General features: G+C 69.7%; 18 protein-coding genes. 13 read left to right on the plus strand and 5 right to left on the minus strand.

Translation table 11 applies throughout. From position 1 onward, the window contains the following. Positions 1–36: 36 nt before the first annotated feature. Complete coding sequence (locus ASH02_RS09075; RefSeq protein WP_056676627.1) at positions 37–510, minus strand: hypothetical protein; 474 nt, start codon at positions 508–510, stop codon at positions 37–39. A 34-nt stretch (positions 511–544) separates the two neighbouring features. Beyond that, entirely contained in the window at positions 545–1,339 is a 795-nt protein-coding gene (locus ASH02_RS09080; RefSeq protein ID WP_235532484.1) for an alpha/beta hydrolase, read from the minus strand. 126 nt (positions 1,340–1,465) lie between these two features. Here ASH02_RS09080 and ASH02_RS09085 point away from each other — a divergent pair, with 126 nt between their 5' ends. From ASH02_RS09085 to ASH02_RS09105, 5 genes are read left to right on the plus strand one after another with little or no spacing between them, the layout of a single operon-like run. Continuing rightward, positions 1,466–2,230, plus strand: a complete 765-nt coding sequence (locus ASH02_RS09085) for a lysophospholipid acyltransferase family protein (RefSeq protein ID WP_056676631.1) — start codon at positions 1,466–1,468, stop codon at positions 2,228–2,230. Between the two features lie 14 nt (positions 2,231–2,244). Then, the gene (gene macS / locus ASH02_RS09090; protein ID WP_268788285.1) at positions 2,245–3,408 is read left to right on the plus strand and encodes a MacS family sensor histidine kinase; all 1,164 of its coding nucleotides are present in this window, start codon (positions 2,245–2,247) and stop codon (positions 3,406–3,408) included. Next, a complete protein-coding gene (locus ASH02_RS09095; protein WP_056676638.1) occupies positions 3,405–3,929 on the plus strand; it encodes a flavin reductase family protein in 525 nt (174 codons plus the stop codon). Before macS ends, ASH02_RS09095 begins: the two co-directional genes overlap by 4 nt. Before the next feature lie 21 nt (positions 3,930–3,950). Next, positions 3,951–4,613: a response regulator gene (locus ASH02_RS09100; RefSeq protein WP_200949977.1), complete on the plus strand. Its 663-nt coding sequence runs from the start codon at positions 3,951–3,953 to the stop codon at positions 4,611–4,613. Continuing rightward, positions 4,610–5,113 (plus strand): GNAT family N-acetyltransferase, encoded by a 504-nt coding sequence (locus ASH02_RS09105; protein WP_056676642.1) that lies wholly within the window; start codon positions 4,610–4,612, stop codon positions 5,111–5,113. The genes ASH02_RS09100 and ASH02_RS09105 overlap by 4 nt, the downstream gene beginning before the upstream one ends. Before the next feature lie 16 nt (positions 5,114–5,129). Here ASH02_RS09105 and ASH02_RS09110 read toward each other — a convergent pair whose 3' ends face one another. Next, positions 5,130–6,347, minus strand: coding sequence for an oxygenase MpaB family protein (locus tag ASH02_RS09110; RefSeq protein WP_162250908.1), 1,218 nt, complete (start codon positions 6,345–6,347; stop codon positions 5,130–5,132). A gap of 131 nt (positions 6,348–6,478) precedes the next feature. Between ASH02_RS09110 and ASH02_RS09115 the strand changes: the two genes are divergently transcribed. Both ASH02_RS09115 and ASH02_RS09120 read left to right on the plus strand, forming a co-directional pair. Continuing rightward, positions 6,479–7,042, plus strand: coding sequence for a TetR/AcrR family transcriptional regulator (locus tag ASH02_RS09115; protein ID WP_056676648.1), 564 nt, complete (start codon positions 6,479–6,481; stop codon positions 7,040–7,042). Positions 7,043–7,088: 46 nt separating this feature from the next. Next, a complete protein-coding gene (locus tag ASH02_RS09120) occupies positions 7,089–7,979 on the plus strand; it encodes a hypothetical protein (RefSeq protein WP_056676650.1) in 891 nt (296 codons plus the stop codon). Positions 7,980–8,012: 33 nt separating this feature from the next. Here the strand turns inward: ASH02_RS09120 and ASH02_RS09125 are convergent, their stop codons facing one another. Together ASH02_RS09125 and ASH02_RS09130 are read right to left on the minus strand one after the other, a co-directional pair. Then, entirely contained in the window at positions 8,013–9,485 is a 1,473-nt protein-coding gene (locus tag ASH02_RS09125) for an FGGY family carbohydrate kinase (RefSeq protein WP_056679174.1), read from the minus strand. A 49-nt stretch (positions 9,486–9,534) separates the two neighbouring features. Next, positions 9,535–10,359, minus strand: coding sequence for a DUF1028 domain-containing protein (locus ASH02_RS09130; RefSeq protein ID WP_056676653.1), 825 nt, complete (start codon positions 10,357–10,359; stop codon positions 9,535–9,537). A gap of 58 nt (positions 10,360–10,417) precedes the next feature. Here ASH02_RS09130 and ASH02_RS09135 point away from each other — a divergent pair, with 58 nt between their 5' ends. The 6 genes from ASH02_RS09135 to ASH02_RS09160 all read left to right on the plus strand — a co-directional run bounded on the left by ASH02_RS09135 (position 10,418) and on the right by ASH02_RS09160 (position 16,756). Continuing rightward, on the plus strand, positions 10,418–11,080 hold the full coding sequence (locus ASH02_RS09135) for a hypothetical protein (protein ID WP_056676656.1): 663 nt from the start codon (positions 10,418–10,420) through the stop codon (positions 11,078–11,080). A 24-nt stretch (positions 11,081–11,104) separates the two neighbouring features. Then, a complete protein-coding gene (locus ASH02_RS09140; protein WP_056676659.1) occupies positions 11,105–12,130 on the plus strand; it encodes a 6-phosphofructokinase in 1,026 nt (341 codons plus the stop codon). An 83-nt stretch (positions 12,131–12,213) separates the two neighbouring features. Next, entirely contained in the window at positions 12,214–12,735 is a 522-nt protein-coding gene (locus ASH02_RS09145) for a SigE family RNA polymerase sigma factor (RefSeq protein ID WP_056676663.1), read from the plus strand. Continuing rightward, positions 12,732–13,733 carry a hypothetical protein gene (locus ASH02_RS09150; protein ID WP_056676666.1) on the plus strand — a complete coding sequence of 334 codons (1,002 nt, stop codon included), beginning with the start codon at positions 12,732–12,734 and terminating at the stop codon, positions 13,731–13,733. Before ASH02_RS09145 ends, ASH02_RS09150 begins: the two co-directional genes overlap by 4 nt. A 204-nt stretch (positions 13,734–13,937) precedes the next feature. Continuing rightward, a complete protein-coding gene (locus tag ASH02_RS09155) occupies positions 13,938–15,377 on the plus strand; it encodes an APC family permease (protein WP_082563640.1) in 1,440 nt (479 codons plus the stop codon). A 47-nt stretch (positions 15,378–15,424) separates the two neighbouring features. Continuing rightward, positions 15,425–16,756 carry a class II 3-deoxy-7-phosphoheptulonate synthase gene (locus ASH02_RS09160; protein ID WP_056676673.1) on the plus strand — a complete coding sequence of 444 codons (1,332 nt, stop codon included), beginning with the start codon at positions 15,425–15,427 and terminating at the stop codon, positions 16,754–16,756. Positions 16,757–16,909 lie beyond the last annotated feature (153 nt).

The raw sequence follows: 16,909 nt of genomic DNA on the forward strand, positions 1-16,909 counted from the left end.
ACTGGCGACGGGTCGGCAAGAACTGGCGACGGGTCGCTAGACGCGGGAGCCGTCGTCCCACGGGTCGCGGGGGTCGTCGGGCATGGTGTGCACGAGGTAGAGGAAGCCGCCGACGAACCAGCCCACAAGCAGCAGGGCGAGCAGCCCGCGGAACGGGTGGCCGAGCACGAGGGCGACCAACGCGATCACCGGGGCCAGGAAGACGCCGAGCCAGCCCAGCAACCGGGGTGGCTCGGGCAGGGGGATGCGCTCCGGCGGGGGCGGGACGTAGCGGCCCTCGTCGTTCCAGGAGCGCAGCTCCAGAGGTTCCTCGGGCTCGGGCACGGGGAGGGGAACGGCAAAGAGCTGGGGCTCGGGCTCCACCGTGTCGGAGGGCGGGCCGGACTCGGGCGCCTCGGCGACGTCCTCGGTCTGGAGGCGGCGCTCGGCCTCGGGCAGCTCGCCGTCGTCCGGAGCCGTGTCGTAGTTGTCGACGATCTCCCTCCAGAGAGCGTCCTCGTCCCGTTCCACGCTGCCCAGCCTACGAGGCACCTGGAGAAGGTGCTCAGACCGAGTCCGCACCCTCGGTGGCGCTGACGCCGCGGATGAACTCCAGGGACTCCTCGAAGATCGTCCGGGCATCGTTGTCGAGGGTGGCCACGTGATAGCTGTCGGGCAGGAGGCGCTCCTCGAAGCTGGTCGAGGACACGCCCGAGCGGACCACCTGGACCGACGACGGGTCCACGACGTGGTCCTCCGCCGAGCGGAAGAAGCGGATCGGTGCGGTGACCCGCGACAGGTCTGCACGCAGCGGCTTCCAGGCCCGCACCATCGAGTGCAGCGCGTTGAGCGGAGTGCGGTCGTAGCCGACTTCGTCACCGCCCGGCTTCTTGATGTCGTTGCCGATGCCGGGCATCGACCTCACGAACCGGCGTACGACGGGCACCGCGACCAGCTGCTTGTTGGTGGAGGCCACCGCCGCGTTCACGAGCAGGACGCCGGCCACGTCGTCGGGCCGGTCCGCCGCAAGGCGAAGGACCAGCGCGCCGCCCATCGAGAGTCCGCCGACGACGACCACGTCGTTCTCGCGGACCAGCTTGTCGAAGGACTTGGAGACCTCGGCGTACCAGTCGTCCCAGGTGGTGAGGTTCATGTCCTGCCACGTGGTGCCGTGGCCGGGAAGGCGAGGCACCTCGACGGCGTACCCGTGGTCGGCCAGGAACTGCCCCCAGGGACGCATCGACGCGGGGGAGCCGGTGAACCCGTGGCTGAGGAGGACGCCGACCCGCAGGTCCGGAGTGCTGGTGGCCTCGGGGCGGGCGGACGTGGACAGGGGAGCGACGCGGTCATCGGTGGGCACACCGGGATTGTGCCCCATTCCGGGGCCGACGGGTGGCTCCCCGGACAAATCAAAAGGGGGCTACTCTTCGACGTGGCCGCTGATCACGTGGTGGCCGCGAGGACGTCGACGAGGAGGGACAGCCGGGTGTTCTACTGGTTCCTGAAGTTCATCGCCATCGGGCCGTTGCTCCGGGTCATCTTCCGGCCGCAGGCCGAGGGCCTCGAGAACGTCCCCGAGACGGGACCGGGCATCCTCGCCAGCAACCACCTGTCGTACGCCGACTGGCTCTTCATGCCCTTGACGCTGCCGCGCCGGGTCTCGTTCGTGGCCAAGGCGGAGTACTTCACCAGCCCCGGCCTCAAGGGCTTCTTCCAGAAGCACTTCTTCCGCGGTTCCGGCCAGATCCCGATCGACCGCTCGGGCGCCAACGCCGCCGAGGGTGCCCTGCTCTCGGCCAAGGCCGTCCTCGGCCGCGGAGAGCTCTTCGGCATCTACCCCGAGGGAACCCGCTCCCACGACGGCAAGCTCTACCGCGGCAAGACGGGCGTCGCCCGGCTGGCCCTCGAGACCGGTGTGCCGGTGATCCCGGTGGCGGTCGTCGGCACCGACGTCGTGGCTCCGCCCGGCAAGAAGTTCGGCAAGGTGACCCGCCCGATCGTGCGCTTCGGCAAGCCGCTGGACTTCTCGCGCTACGAGGGCCTCGAGAACGACCGCTACATCCTGCGCTCGATCACCGACGAGATCATGTACGAGATCATGAACCTCTCCGGCCAGGAGTACGTCGACATGTACGCCACGCGCGCGAAGGAAGAGTCCAAGCGACTCGAGAAGGAAGCCGCCGCCGCGAAGGACGCGGGCGACAAGGGCACTGGCGACAAGGGCACCGGCGCGTCGAAGCAGGCGTCCTGAGCCACGCGGGGGCCCTGCCGTCCGGACGCGACGCCGGACCGCGCGACGCTGCCCTCGCGGTCGAGAACCGCATGTTCCGGGCACTGGCCGTGCTGCGCGTCGTCCTCATCGCCAACACGGTCGGGCTGACCGTCTTCCGCTTCGACAACTTCACCCATCGCGGCCTCGGGCTCACCGTGGTTGCGGTGATGGTGCTCTGGACGGCTGTCGCGATCTGGGCGTACGACGACCAGCGTCGGCGGGTCCCCGCGTTGCTGGTGGCCGACCTCGCGATCGCGTTCGGTGCGCTGGTGTCCACACCCCTGGTCAAGGGCGACGGCTTCAACGCGACCGTCCCCGGATTCTGGATCGCCGGAGCCCTGATGGCATGGGCGATCCACTGGCGGTGGGCCGGCGCGCTGGTCGCCGCGACGGTGCTGTCCGCGACCGACCTGCTGATCCGGCCGAACATCACCCAGACCAACTACGGGCACGTGTTCCTGCTGATGATCGCCGGCCCGATCGTGGGCTACATGTGCGGTTCCCTCCAGCGGATGGCCGCCGAGCGTGACCGTGCCGAGCGCGCCGCGGCGATCGCCGAGGAACGCGCCCGCCTGGCTCGCGCCGTGCACGACGGGGTGCTGCAGGTCCTGGCGTTGACCCAGCGCAAGGCCCCCGAGCTCGGCGGTGAGGGTGCCGAGCTCGGCCGGTTGGCGGGGGAGCAGGAGCAGGCGCTGCGGTCACTGATCCGCCAGCAGGACACGTTGCAGACCCCGGAGTCGGCGGTCGCCGATCTCGGCGGCGTGCTCGAACGCCTGGGCAACCGCAAGCCACCGGTGGTCAGCGTGGTCACGCCCGGCGTGGCCGTCGACCTGCCCCAGCCGGAGGTCGCGGAGATCACCGCCGCCGTGGGCGCCTGCCTCGACAACGTCGCGGTCCACGTCGGCGAGGACGCCCGGGCCTGGGTGCTGCTCGAGGACCTCGGCGACCGCATCGTGGTCAGCGTGCGCGACGAGGGGCCGGGCATCCCCGAGGGTCGGCTCGAGGCGGCGGACGCCGACGGCAGGCTCGGGGTCTCCGAGTCGATCCGGGGCCGGATCCGTGACCTGGGCGGCACGGCCGAGCTCTTCTCCACGCCGGGGACCGGCACCGAGTGGGAGTTCACGATCCCGCGACTACCCCTAGGCTCTTCGTCGTGACCATCCACCGTGAGCACCCGTTCCTGGAACCACCCGGGGAGCGTGACCCGATCCGTCGACTCCGCGGTCGTCTCGGCGGGCAGGTGACGCTGTGGACCAGCGGCTCCCCGTCGGAACGCGCCGGCCTGACCGTCTCGTCGTTGATGGTCGCCGCGGGCCAGCCCGGACGGGTCCTGGGCCTGATCGACCCGGACTCCGACCTGATGGACCTGCTGGCGGACTCAGGCACGGCGGCGGTGTCGCTGCTGCACTACCGGCACCACACCCTGGCCGACATCTTCGCCGGGACCGTCCCCGCACCCGGCGGCCAGTTCACGCAGCTCGACGAGGGCGTCACCTGGACGGACACCGAGTGGGGGCCGGTGCTGTCGACGGTCACCACGTGGGTCGGCGTTCACGTCGAGTCGGTCACCGAGGTCGGTTGGTCGAACCTGGTGACGGCCACCGTCGAGCACGCCGTGATCGGTGACGACGGCGAGCCACTCGTGCACCGCCGCGGCCGCTACCAGCACGCACACTAGGGTTCGAGCGACACGAGGAGGATGCGGATGAGCGGGGACGAGCCGATCCGGGTGATGGTGGTCGACGACCACCCGATGTGGCGTGATGCCGTCGAACGCGACCTGGCAGCAGCAGGGCTGAACGTGGTCGCGGTCGCCGCCAACGGGTCCGAGGCATTGGCCCGCTTCCCGGCAGCCCGCCCGCAGGTGCTCGTGCTCGACCTGCAGATCCCCGCGCCCAACGGCGTCGAGGTGACCGCCGAGGTGGTGCGCCAGGACCCGTCCACGCGGGTGCTGATCCTCTCCGCGTCCGGCGAGCAGAGCGACGTGCTCGATGCCGTCAAGGCAGGCGCCACCGGCTACCTGGTGAAGTCGGCCTCGCGCGAGGAGCTGCTCGACGCCGTACGCCGGGTGGCCCTGGGCGACACCGTCTTCACACCGGGACTCGCCGGCCTGGTGCTGGGGGAGTACCGCCGGCTCCTCGACGCACCCACTGACGACGGCACCCCGAAGCTCACCGACCGCGAGACCGAGGTGCTCCGGCTGGTGGCCAAGGGAATGTCCTACAAGCAGATCGCCGAGCGGCTCGTGCTCTCGCACCGCACCGTGCAGAACCACGTGCAGAACACCCTCCGCAAGCTCCAGCTGCACAACCGGGTCGAGTTGACCCGCTACGCCATCGAGCAGGGTCTCGACGAGGAATGACCCAGGCGTCCACTTGGCGCCGTGCGGCTCCTGACGAGGTGCTGGCGCTGATGGAGCTGGAGCGCGACGCCAACCTGGCCGCCCTCGGCCACGTCTTCCCCGGCCCGTTCCCCGAGGACGACGTGATGGCGCGGTGGGCCATCGTGCTCGACGACCCGACCGTCCGGGTCGAGGTGGTCGACGGCCCCGGTCGGCTGCGCGCCGTCACGGCGTACGACGACAGCTCGTTGCGGCACCTCTTCGTGCACCCCGACTCCTGGGGCGAGGGTCTGGGGCGGGAGGGTGCCGTGCGGGCGATGGCGGCCGGTGGGCTCGGGATCCACCTCTGGGTCCTCTCCGCCAACCGGCGCGCCCGGAGGCTCTACGAACACCTCGGCTGGACGCCGACCGGGCAACAGCAGGAGTCGGTGTGGCCGCCGCATCCGACGGAGCTGGAGTATGAGCTCGGGCGTCAAGGTGGAACATCACAGTCACCCCATGACCGGGATGTTCCACGTTGAAGCTCGACCAGCGACCTCAGGGAGTGCGGGCAGGATGAGGTCGGCCGGTGGCGGGGGAGTCGTCGACGAGGTCGTGCCGGACGCCGTAGCGGGAACGCAGCCGGACCTCCTGCTTGTCGCGATAGCGCTCACCCATGCGGGTGCGCATCGGCAGGGTGCCGGGGATCTTGTCGATGACCAGATTGATCATGAGGAACAGCGCGCCGACCAGCCGGATCAACGGGGTGAGTCTCGTCGCCGGCACGCCGAGCTCCGTGGCGATGTCGTTGCCGAGGAAGATGCGCTCGAGGCCGTGCACGACCGGCGGTGCGACGTCGTACAGCCGGCGTGGCAGGAGCTCCTCGATCTCGGGCACGAGGAAGTCCTCGTTGATCGCGGCCACGAGCCGGACGCAGTAGTCGTCGACCGGTGGCCGGGTCAGCAGATAGAGGTCCTCGAGCACCCCCTGCTCGGCCGCGTCGGTGGGCAGCAGCGACGCGTCGATGCCGAGCAGGTGACCGACGTAGCGCCACGTGTCGTAGTAGGCGTCGACCTCGCGGGGAAGGTACGCCGCACCGATGGCGCGCATGCCGCGCAACGGGATCAGGCAGAACTCGATCAACGTGTAGGCCAGATAGGCCTGGCAGATCGGCACGCCCCACGCAGCCGTGTCCCAGTCGGGCGAGGCGAGCAGCTGGCGGCGCACCAACGCGTGGATGATGCGGACCCGCACGGTCAGCTCGAAGCCCGGCTGGTCGCGCTCGAGGCCGTGGTCGGCGTTGATCGCCAGGAGCCACGAGCCGACCTCGATGGTGCGCATGCCCGCGTTCTCGACGTACCGACCGGTGAGCTCGAGTGGACGCGATGCGGCGGAGTTGGCGTAGCCACTGACCAGCGACGCGGCGCCGAGCACGATGCCGGCCTGCCGGGTGTAGCGGGCCAGGTGGCGTGAGTCGCGGTTGATCTTCGCCAGGTCGACCCAGCCCGGGCGGGCGTCCAGCTGCGCGAACAATGCCCGCAGCGAGTCGGGTGCGTCCTCGACCGCATCGACACCGTCGCGGCAGGCCTGCCGGAGCATGCGCATGCCGCGGCCGTGGCCGATGGTCGCGAAGTCGGCGACGAACGCATCGGCCAAGGGGTCGCCCTGCCACATGCCGTCGAAGTACGTCGTGGCGCGGTCACCGAACCGGCGCAACGCCTCGTCGCGGTTGCGCAGGCTGGACGGGGTCTTTCCGTCGACGGGTGTGGCTGCCATGCTCAACAGCATAAAAGTGGGAAAGTCTCACGTTCTATTCACTTTTTTCGGCGCGCTCCGGCAGGCCGCGAAAGGGCTCCGTCATGGCTCAACGACAGCGAATCAGGCCCACGCAGCAGCGGGCCGTCCGGATGCGAAGAGACCTCCTCGACGCGACTGTTCAACTTCTGGAGGAGGTCGGCTCCGAACGCCTGACCACCTCGGCCATCGTCGAGCGCGCCCACGTCAGCAGCGGAACGTTCTACCGCTACTTCGACGACAAGGCCGGAATCCTCGAGGTGCTGCGCCAGGAGGCCGTCACCGAGATCGCCGCAGACCTGATGGCCGGCGTCGCCCGTGCGCTCGACCAGGACCTCCGCGAGGCCGTGCGTGAGGTGGTTGCCACGTTGACCGACGCGTTCGAGCGACACGCGCCGGTGATCCTGGCGATGGTGGACGCAGTTCCCTCGGGAACGCAGTCCAACGTGATGCCCGAGATCGAGGCCGGGTTGGTGAATCTGGCGCGGGTCATCCCGATGCGCCACCTTCCCGGGGTGTCTCCGGAGCGCCTGGAGGCCCTGGTGTTCGTGACGATGGGTGTCACCCAGGCGTCCTGCCTGCGCATTGCGCTGCAGAGGCCCACCGGCAGCTCACGCGAGGAGCTGATCGACATCGCCACCGACATGCTCACCGCAGGGTTGCGGGGCACGGCGTGAGTGATGCCCGAATGGTCCGCCCGTCCGGCATCACTAGGATCAAGGCGTGACCACGCTCCTCGAGGCAGCCGACACCCTCTACGGATTGCCGCTTCCCGAGTTCACTCCCGCGCGCGACGCGCTGGCCAAGGAGCTGCGCGCCACCGACCGTCCGCTCGCCGACCTGGTCAAGGCACTGAAGAAGCCGTCCACGTCGGCGTGGGTGGTCAACCTGCTGGTTCGCCGCGACCCCGACCAGGTCGACCAGGTGCTGGTGGTGGGGGCCGCCCTGCGCGAGGCGCAGGCCTCGCTCGACGCGAGTGAGCTGCGCGCGCTCACGCGGCAGCGCCGCCAGCTGACCTCCGCGATCACCCAGCAGGCAAGGGCATTGGCCGTCGAGCACGGCCAGAAGGTCACCGGTTCGGTGGCCGACCAGGTGGAGGCCACGCTCACTGCGGCCATGGTCGACGAGGCCGCCGGCGCTGCGGTGCGCACGGGGCTGCTGGTCAACGCCATGACCTCCACGGGCATCGAGGCCGTCGACGCGGCGGCGTACGTCGCCGTGCCCGACGCCGCCGGTTTCGCGCCGAGCCAGATCGAGGCTCCGGCGTCGCACCCGCCGGAGCTGCACATCGTGCCCGACCCGGACGAGCAGGCGAAGCGGCTGGACTCGGCACGGCAGCAGCTCGCCGAGGCCGAGCGTGAGGCAGACGCCGCGAACGAGGCACTGACCGCGGCCGCCGACGAGGTGGCCGAGCTCGAGGCGCGCAGCCTCCAGATGCAGGCCGAGATCGACGAGCTTCGTCGCCGGCTCGCCGAGCACGAGGAGGAGCAGGACCAGATCGACGACCAGCTGGGCGATGCGCAGCAGGTGGTGGAGTCGGCGCGCGACGACGTACGCGAGGCCGACCTGGCCCGGCAGCGTGCGGCCGCGAAGGTCGAACGTCTCGAACGCTGAGGCGGGTTCGAGACACTCGCTCCTCGACCACTGTCAGGCGTCGGCCCAGTTCCTCGACCGGTTGACCGCGTCGATCCACTTCGCGTGGGCGGCGTCTGCCTTCTCGCGTACGCCGTCGGTGGGGGAGAAGCTGCGGTCGAGCAGCCAGGTCTCGCGCAGGTCGTCGGTGCTCTCCCAGACGCCGGTGCCGAGCCCGGCCAGGAAGGCCGCCCCCAGGGCAGTGGTGTCGACGATCTTCGGGCGCTCGACCGGTAGGCCGATCTGGTCGGCCTGCACCTGGCAGAGAAGGTCGTTGGCCGAGGCGCCGCCGTCGACCTTGAGTGAGGCCAGCGACGGCATGGTCTCGAGCACGTCGCGCACCTCGAAGGCGATCGCCTCGAGGGTGGCCCGCACGATGTGGCCGCGCGTGGTGCCGCGGGTCAGGCCGATGATGAGGCCGCGGGCCAGTGGGTCCCAGTGAGGTGCCCCGAGCCCGGTCAGAGCCGGCACGAACACGACACCCTCGGAGTCGGGCACGCTCGCCGCGATGGCCGCGGTCTCCGCGGCCGTGCCGACGATCTGGAGTCCGTCGCGCAACCACTGCACGGCCGCGCCGGTCACGAAGATCGCCCCCTCGAGGGCGTAGGTGAGCTCCCCGGACGGCGCGCGCCAGGCCGCCGTGGTCAAGAGCCCCGCGTCGCTGCGGACCAGCTCGGTGCCGGTGTTGGTGAGGATGAACGAACCGGTGCCGTAGGTGCACTTCGAGTCGCCGGGATCGAAGCAGGTCTGGCCGAACAGGGCCGACTGCTGGTCCCCGGCGATGCCGGCGATCGGCAGCGAGAGCCCGCAGAACGTCTTGGGATCGGTCACCGCGACTTCGCCCCAGTTGGGCACGAGGTCGGGCAGCGCCTCACGGGGCACTCCGAACAGCTGGCACAGCTCGTCTGACCAGTCGCCGGTGGTCAGGTCGAAGAGCAGGGTGCGTGACGCGTTCGAGACGTCGGTGACGTGCCAGGTGCCGCGCGTCATGCGGGCGATCAGGTAGGAGTCGACGGTGCCGATCGCGTAGCGCCCCGAGGTGACCAGGGCCCAGGTGTTCGGCTCGTTCTCGGCGAGCCACATCAACTTGGTGCCGGAGAAGTAGGGGTCGAGGCGCAGCCCGGTCAGCTCGGTGACCCGCTCCTCGTGGCCGGCGTCGCGCAACCGCGTGCAGATGTCGGCCGTACGCCGGTCCTGCCAGACGATCGCGCGCCGCGGAGAGCCGAGGGTCTCGCGGTCCCACAGCATGATCGTCTCGCGCTGGTTGGTGATGCCGATGCCGCTGAGCTCTCCGTCGTAGCCCGCGATCGCCGTGCGTGTGGCCTCGAGGGTGGCCTGCCAGATCTCCTCGGGCACGTGCTCCACCCAACCGGGACGGGGGAAGTGCTGACCGAACTCCTGGTAGCCGCGGGAGGCGATGGTGCCCTCGGGCGTGACCACGAGTGCGGTGACACCGGTGGTGCCCGCATCGATGGCGAGGATGCTCATGCGGGGTCCCCGTTCGAAGCGGAACGCAGTGAGCATTCGGATGGGGTGTTCATGCGGGGTCCTCGGTGGCACGCAGGATGGCCAGCACCCGCTGGTCTATCCACGACCCACTGGGCGCCACGCGCATCTCGTAGTTCTCGGTGCCGGCCCACTCGAGAAGGTCGTCGTGGCCCAGAGCCCGCACCAGTGCAGTGATCTCGGCATCGAGCTCGGGCGTGACCTCCACCTTGTCCTCCTCGCTGGTCGCGGTGAGGAAGAGGTCGTTCAGCTCGAGCAGGCGGGCCAGCTCGGTGACCGGAGCGGTGTGGTCGTCCACGCGAAGGTCGACCGCGACGTCGTCGTGGCCGCCGTACCCGGCCTCCTCGCGCACGACGAGCAGGGCCGCCGACTGCCGGCCGCGGCGGTCGCCGCCGGCCTCGTCCCCGGCGCGCAGGGCGGCGAGCAGCCGGTCCGCGAAGGGCCGGTCTGTGCCCGCCAGCCAGGCAGCCTCGATCGCCTCGACCACCTCGGGCCCGGTGAGGATGTTGCCCTGGATCGCGTAGCCCTCGCCGGTCAGCCCGCCGGCCCAGTCGAAGCAGGCCGGTCCGGTGTGGGAGGCCGCGCCGCCGTCGACGTCGACGATGCCGACCTGGCGGTGGTCGCGGTCGGGGTCCTCCTCGAGCAGTCGCTGGAGGGCGACCGAGGCGGTGGCGCCCTCGTCGAGATGGGCCAGGGCCAGGCCCTTGTAGGAGACGTTGGCGTTGGCCTGGGTGGCGATGGCTCCGATGCCCGCGACGGCCGCCGGTACGGCGTTGCCCACGGCGAGGAACTTCGACGCCACGGCGACTCCCCACGACTCGCCGTCGTCGGACCGGGCCACGATCGAGAAGGTCATGGACCAGACCCTAGCCGCGTCGAGGGTTGGGACGTCGCGGTCGGGAGAGAATGCCGGCATGTTGAACGACCTGTCGACCTTCACCCGCGCCACCATCTTCGGACAGCTGGTGCCGCTCGGCATGCTGTGGGGCGCCATTGCGGGCATGGACTCCTCGGACCCCGACGTGAACCGGTTGGTGGTCATCGCCGGCGTCAGCCTCCTGTGGATGGTCGGGTGGGGCGTGTTCGTGGCGTGGGTGCCGGGTCGTGCCGCCCGTCGACTCCACGCCGAGGTCGAGCGCGGGAGTCGCGAGATCATCTCCGGTACGACCACCGCACCGATCGCCCCGGCGCGTGTCGTGCGCGAACGCCGTTGGAAGAAGAACCCCCCGCTGGCCCTCGGTGCCGAGGAAGGGCGAGGCGCTGCGGCGTACAGCGTCGCGTTCACCGTGCTCCCACCGGACGGTCCGCCGCGACGCGTGGCCACGCTGAGCCCGGTCTCGCTGTCGAAGGGCACCTCCGCACTCGTGGCACTGCACCCCGACCTGCGCGAGGTCGGCGTACTCGACATGCGGGTGACGAACGCACAGGTGGAGACGTCGGCCCGGGACCCGCGCTGGCGCACCGATCGACTGCCCACGGACCGCACGGTGGTCGGTGGCTACCTGATGCTGGTAGTGGCGCTCGTGGCCGGGATCGCCGCGGGGTTCGCGATCGGCTGGTTGCTCTGGTTGATCTGACCGAACGATGCAAGGGTGGGGGACATGCGAGTCGGAGTGCTCACCGGTGGTGGCGACTGTCCAGGCCTGAACGCGGTGATCCGGGCCGTCGTGCGCAAGGGCATCACGGTTCACGGGTTCGACTTCGTCGGCTACCGCGACGGATGGAAGGGCCCGCTCGAGGGACACACGATGCCGCTCGGCATCGAGCAGTGCCGCGGGATCCTGCCGCGCGGCGGCACGATCCTGGGCTCCTCGCGGACGAACCCGTTCGCGATCGAGGGCGGTGTCGAACGGATCCGTGAGAACCTCGCCCGTGACGGGATCGACGCCCTGGTGGCGATCGGCGGAGAGGACACCCTCGGCGTGGCCACGCAGTTGGCCGGCTTGGGCGTCGACGTGGTCGGCGTGCCCAAGACGATCGACAACGACCTCTCCGGCACCGACTTCACGTTCGGCTTCGACACCGCGGTCAACATCGCCACCGAGGCCATCGACCGGCTGCACACCACCGCGGAGTCACACCACCGCGTGCTGGTGGTCGAGGTGATGGGACGTCATGCCGGCTGGATCGCGCTGCACTCCGGGTTGGCCGGTGGCGCCAGCATCGTGCTGATCCCCGAGCAGCCCTACGACATCGCCGAGGTCTGCCGGTTGGTGGAGCGCCGGTTCGAGAGCGAGTACGCACCGATCATCGTGGTCTCCGAGGGAGCCACGCCACGTGAGGGCGATGCGTCGCTGCAGGAGGCCGACCTCGATGCGTTCGGGCACGTGCGTCTCGGTGGCATCGGCGACCGACTGGCCCGCCAGATCGAGGAGCGCACCGGCAAGGAGGCGCGTTCCGTGGTGCTGGGCCACATCCAACGCGGTGGCACACCGACCGCCTTCGACCGCTGGTTGGCCACCAGGCTGGGCCTGCAGGCCGCAGACGCCGTGGCGGAGGGTGACTTCGGCACGATGATGGCGCTGCGTGGCACCAGGATCGTGCGCATCCCGTTGGCCGAGGCGACCGGCGAGCTCAAGCTGGTCAGCCCCGAGGAGTACGCCGAGGCGCAGGTCTTCTTCGGCTGAGCCGATCTTTCCTGGCCCCGCACAGAACCCCACAGCCTCCGGATCCGTAATCAGGGGTGACGACAGGGAAGAAGGGGGACCGGATGCGCGGGTCTGACCAGGACCATGAGTTCGACGAGTTCGCGGTGGCGGCGTGGCCGCGACTGCGCTGGGCGGCGTACCTGCTGACCAGTGACCACCACCTCGCCGAGGACCTTGCACAGACTGCTCTGGTGCGCACCTACTCCTCATGGCGCAAGGTGCGCCACGAGGACGCGATGGCCTACACCCGCAGGGTGCTGGTGAACCTCAACATCGACCGCCTGCGACGGCGGCGGGTGCACGAGGTCGGCGACGAGCATCTCGGTGACCGACCGGAGCCCGAGACCGGTGACCCGCTCGGCGACCGCGACGAGCTGGTGCGGTTGCTGGCGACCCTCACCGAGAAGGAACGTCGGGTGCTCCTGCTCCGGCACTACTTCGACCTGTCCGAGGCGGCTGCGGCTGCCGAGCTCGGCATCGCACCCGGCACGGTCAAGAGCACGTTGTCGCGTGCCCTGGCCAAGCTCCGTGCGACCGCCACGGAAGCAACGACGGACACCATCACCACGGGGAGAAACCGATGACCAACGAGATCGAACACCTGGAACAGGGACTGGCGACGCCGCGGAGTGAACTGCTCGGCCGCCCCGACCTCGACACCATCCACGCACTGGGGCGACGACGTCGCACCGGGCGCCGCCTTGCCGTCGGGCTCGGGGGCGCACTCGCGGTCGCCGTACTCACCGCCGCCGCGGTGAACGGCATGCCCGGCGCCGACCAGGACCGGCCTGCCGACGACCAGGTCGCCAACGATGCACAGGCCGACCAGCTGCGCCCGATCGCCCAGCGCGCGCTGGACGAGATCCCCGGCGCGGTGCAGGTCTCCCCGAGCCAGGTCGTGGTGCCGGGTCCCGGCACGGCACCTGGCCCGGGCGAGGAACAGGCGCTCGGACCGGAGCGCTTCGTGGGCGACCCGATCACGATGGGCAGCCACTACTACACGGGTGTGACCAGGTACGCCGCTGACTCGTTCCCCGACTGGCTCTATCGGGGCGTCGAGGAGATCGAGCAGGGCGAGCTCGCCGGCGAGGACGGAAGCTACCCGGTCGGATCCACCGAGATGGGCATCCTGGTCGACGGCGGCAGCGTCGAGCTCGCCTGCATGCGGGCCTGGGACTGGAACGCCGACAAGCCGGTCGACGGTCCCTGCGACCCCGCCCTGATCGCCGACGACGGCGCCCACCGCTACTACATGTGGGGCATGGGCACGGACGACTTCCTGAAGCCCGGCTCGCAGCTGGAGATGTTCAGCTCCGACAACTACTCCACCGGCAGCCCGACGACGCTGTGGGTCGGTGGCGCGGACGGCACCGACGTGGCGCGGGTCGAGTACGTCGCGACCGACGGCACCCGCACCGATGCACAGGTCTCGTCCGATGCGCTGGTCCCGGGAGAGACGATGTTCTGGGCCGACATCACCGGCACCCTGGCCAAGGTGGTCACCTACGACGCCGCAGGCAAGGTCATCGAGGACCACCCGATCCGGCCCTGCGACAGTCCGACCGACTGCGAGGTCCGCTGACCCTGCACAGCAACGGCGCCGTCCATCCCTGACGGGAGGGCGGCGCCGTTCTGCGTGCGACCGGGCGGCGGAACGACGTACCCCGGGAAGGGCGAGGGTTGTTGCCAAAGTTGCACCGTCGGGCCAGAGTGAACAGGGTCAGATCGAGGTCGCCTTGCCGACCGCGGCTCGTCCGGAGTCGTGAACCCGCCAGTGGAGGTCTTCATGAGTACGACGCCCGACGAAATGTCCGAGGTCTCACCCGGTGACGAGGCCACGGAGCTCCACCGGGCGATCGGACCCAGGCTCCTGCTGCTCTTCATCGTCGGAGACATCCTCGGCACCGGTGTCTACGCGCTGACCGGCGACGTCGCCGGCCAGGTCGGTGGCGCCGCCTGGGCGCCGTTCCTGGCCGCCTTCATCGTCGCCACGATCACCGCCTTCTCCTACCTCGAGCTGGTCACGAAGTACCCCCAGGCTGCCGGAGCCGCGCTCTACACGCACAAGGCGTTCGGCATCCACTTCATCACCTTCATCGTGGCCTTCACGGTGATGTGCTCCGGCATCACGTCGGCATCCACCGCGGCCAACGCGTTCGCAGGGTTCCTCAGCGACGGGTTCGAGCTCGGCTACGAAGCCGGCAGCACGCCGATCCTGCTGATCGCCCTCGGCTTCATGGTCCTGATCGCCGCGGTCAACTTCCGCGGGGTCAGCGAGAGCGTGATGACCAATGTGGTGCTCACGATGGTCGAGGTCTCCGGCCTGCTGCTGATCATCTTCGTCGGGTTGTACGCCGTCACGCAGGGTGATGCCGACTTCTCACGTACCGTCGTGTTCGAGTCACCCGAGGACAAGTCGATGTTCATCACCATCTCGACCGGCACCGCGTTGGCGTTCTTCGCGATGGTCGGCTTCGAGGACTCGGTGAACATGGCCGAGGAGTGCAAGAACCCGGAGCGTGACTTCCCGAAGATGATGCTCACCGGGCTCGGCATCACCGGGCTGATCTACGTGCTGGTCGCGATCACCGCGGTGGCACTGGTCCCCGTCGGCGACCTGACCAACGCAGACAAGGGCAGCGCCCTCACCCAGGTCGTCGCCGCGGGCGCGCCCGACGTCCCGTTCGACCGGATCTTCCCGTTCATCGGCATGTTCGCGGTCGCCAACTCGGCACTGATCAACATGCTGATGGCCAGCCGACTGCTCTACGGCATGGCCAACCAGGGCGTCCTGCCCAAGCCGCTCGGACGCGTGCACAAGGTCCGCCGCACGCCGTACGTCTCGATCCTCTTCACCACCTTGATCGCGCTCGGCCTGATCACCTACGTGGTGATCGAGAGCGGCAGTGAGGCCGGGGCGAACACCGTGTCGCTGCTGGGCGGCACGACCGCCCTCCTGTTGCTCGCGGTCTTCACCGTGGTCAACATCGCGCTGATCGTGCTGCGCAAGGACGTGGTCGATCGCCCCCATTTCCGCACTCCGACGGTGATGCCCTACATCGGTGCGATCACGTGTGCCTATCTCGTCGGGCCGTGGGCGCGCACCGAGAAGCAGATGGACCAGTACCAGATCGCCGCGATCCTGATCGGGCTCGGTGTCGTGCTCTGGGCACTCACGTGGGCCGTCACCCGCAGGGGCAAGGAAGTCGAGTTCACGGGGGAGTAGTCCGGAGCGGATGCGGTCGAGGGTCACCCACGTCGTAGTCTTGAACCGTGATTCCCGACCTCGCCGCCCTGCACGCCCAGGGTGCCGCCCAGCAGCCGACGTACCCCGACTCCGAAGCGGTCGACGCCGCTGTCGCGCGGCTGCGTCACTTCCCGCCGTTGGTCTTCGCCGGCGAGTGCGACGAGTTGAAGACCAAGCTGGCCGCGGTCAGCCGGGGCGAGGCGTTCCTGCTCCAGGGCGGTGACTGCGCGGAGACGTTCGCCGGGGTCACGGCCGACAACGTGAAGAACAAGCTGCGGGTGCTCCTGCAGATGGCGGTGGTGCTCACCTACGCGGGCTCAGTGCCCGTGGTGAAGCTCGGTCGCCTCGCCGGTCAGTACGCCAAGCCGCGCTCCTCGGACACGGAGACCCGCGGTGACGTGACCTTGCCGGCGTACCGCGGCGACGCGGTGAACGGCTTCGACTTCACCCCCGAGGCCCGTACGCCGGACCCGCAGCGGCTCGTCGACGTCTACAACGCCTCGGCCGCCACGCTGAACCTGATCCGTGCCTTCGTCAACGGTGGGTACGCCGACCTGCGGCAGGTGCACACCTGGAACAACGACTTCGTCCGCGAGTCGCCCCACGCCCAGCGCTACGAGCTGATGGCCGGCGAGATCGAGCGCGCGCTGACGTTCATGAAGGCGATCGGCGCCGACCCCGACGAGTTCCACCGGGTCGACTTCCACTCCAGCCACGAAGCGTTGGTGCTGGAGTACGAACACGCGATGACCCGTATCGACTCGCGCACCGAGCTGCCCTACGACGTGTCGAGTCACTTCGTGTGGATCGGCGAGCGCACCCGCCAGCTCGACGGCGCCCACGTCGAGCTGCTGAGCCGCATCCAGAACCCGATCGGCGTCAAGCTCGGGCCCACCTCGACCGCGGATGACGCGCTGGCCCTGGCCGCCAAGCTCAACCCCACCAACGAGGCCGGCCGACTCACGTTCATCACCCGCTTCGGCGCCGGCAAGATCCGTGACGGACTGCCCAGCCTGGTCGAGAAGGTCACCGCTGCCGGCGTCAACGTGGCCTGGGTCTGCGACCCGATGCACGGCAACACCTTCGAGGCGTCCTCTGGCTACAAGACCCGCGCCTTCGACGATGTCATCGAGGAGGTGCAGGGATTCTTCGACGTCCACCGCTCCCTCGGCACCTGGCCCGGCGGCGTCCACGTCGAGCTCACGGGTGACGACGTGACCGAGTGCGTCGGCGGTGGCGAGGAGCTTGCCGAGATCGACCTCGGCAACCGCTACGAGTCGGTGTGCGACCCGCGCCTGAACCGGGTGCAGTCGCTCGAGCTGTCCTTCCTCGTCGCCGAGATGCTGCGCAAGGCCTGACTTCCGCTCGCCGGGCCGCCGGGGAGCCTGCTCGGGAACCCGGGGCGGGACGTCCTGCGTCGGGGTTGCCCCGGCGACCGGTGTGCAGGACGTTGTTCGGGACGTCCTGCGTCGGGGTTGCCCTGGCGACCGGTACGCAGGACGTTGCGGCAG

The sequence above is a fragment of the Nocardioides sp. Soil796 genome, from assembly GCF_001429525.1.
Lineage (GTDB): Bacteria > Actinomycetota > Actinomycetes > Propionibacteriales > Nocardioidaceae > Nocardioides.

Bases quoted from the DNA above. Each gene is read 5' to 3' on its own strand.
- ASH02_RS09145 (WP_056676663.1), top strand. From the start codon at position 12,214: ATGCGCGGGTCTGACCAGGACCATGAGTTCGACGAGTTCGCGGTGGCG.
- ASH02_RS09130 (WP_056676653.1), bottom strand. From the start codon at position 10,359: ATGACCTTCTCGATCGTGGCCCGGTCCGACGACGGCGAGTCGTGGGGA.
- ASH02_RS09125 (WP_056679174.1), bottom strand. From the start codon at position 9,485: ATGAGCATCCTCGCCATCGATGCGGGCACCACCGGTGTCACCGCACTC.
- ASH02_RS09155 (WP_082563640.1), top strand. From the start codon at position 13,938: ATGAGTACGACGCCCGACGAAATGTCCGAGGTCTCACCCGGTGACGAG.
- ASH02_RS09150 (WP_056676666.1), top strand. From the start codon at position 12,732: ATGACCAACGAGATCGAACACCTGGAACAGGGACTGGCGACGCCGCGG.
- ASH02_RS09105 (WP_056676642.1), top strand. From the start codon at position 4,610: ATGACCCAGGCGTCCACTTGGCGCCGTGCGGCTCCTGACGAGGTGCTG.
- ASH02_RS09100 (WP_200949977.1), top strand. From the start codon at position 3,951: ATGCGGATGAGCGGGGACGAGCCGATCCGGGTGATGGTGGTCGACGAC.
- ASH02_RS09110 (WP_162250908.1), bottom strand. From the start codon at position 6,347: ATGGCAGCCACACCCGTCGACGGAAAGACCCCGTCCAGCCTGCGCAAC.
- ASH02_RS09140 (WP_056676659.1), top strand. From the start codon at position 11,105: ATGCGAGTCGGAGTGCTCACCGGTGGTGGCGACTGTCCAGGCCTGAAC.
- ASH02_RS09135 (WP_056676656.1), top strand. From the start codon at position 10,418: ATGTTGAACGACCTGTCGACCTTCACCCGCGCCACCATCTTCGGACAG.
- ASH02_RS09115 (WP_056676648.1), top strand. From the start codon at position 6,479: ATGCGAAGAGACCTCCTCGACGCGACTGTTCAACTTCTGGAGGAGGTC.